Below are 451 nucleotides of genomic sequence, written 5' to 3' on the forward strand. Positions count from 1 at the left end.
GACGTGAGGTTGCAGAATCTTTTACCTGCTGCGCCGTAAAGCCTTATTTGGACGGCGAGGATGCAATCTCAAGAGCATCCTTTGATCGACGGCCTTTTTTGTGATTACGGTCAGGGAACGCCTAGCTGCAGCGACTTCGAAACGGTGATCAAATTGTGCCACCGTCTTGATTTAAGGAGCCTTTTGGAGTGCAGCCTGAAACGAATTGAGAGCTCCCGTCGCTCCAAAGGAACGAACAAAGCGCATTTCCGCAAGCGCCATTCTCAAGCGTCAAGCTGGTGTTCACTCGTTTGTTTTGCTTCTTCGTCTTCACGGAGTTCATGAAATCGACTGCATTGCCGCCGATACGTCTTGTCCGAGCAGCGGCAATCGCATCCATATCGATTTGCCAATCAGACCGTAAATCATCGGTAAACAACGTGAGGGCGGACGCTTCCATGTGCAGCAATGT

Annotated in this window: 1 protein-coding gene; it reads right to left on the reverse strand. The window is 50.6% G+C overall.

What is annotated here, in order from left to right:
* Positions 1-148: 148 nt before the first annotated feature.
* A partial coding sequence (locus H6A60_RS12595; protein WP_205105166.1) for a hypothetical protein occupies positions 149-451 on the reverse strand: 303 nt, incomplete at its 5' end.

It is taken from the genome of Sutterella massiliensis, from assembly GCF_016899755.1.
Lineage (GTDB): Bacteria > Pseudomonadota > Gammaproteobacteria > Burkholderiales > Burkholderiaceae_F > Sutterella > Sutterella massiliensis.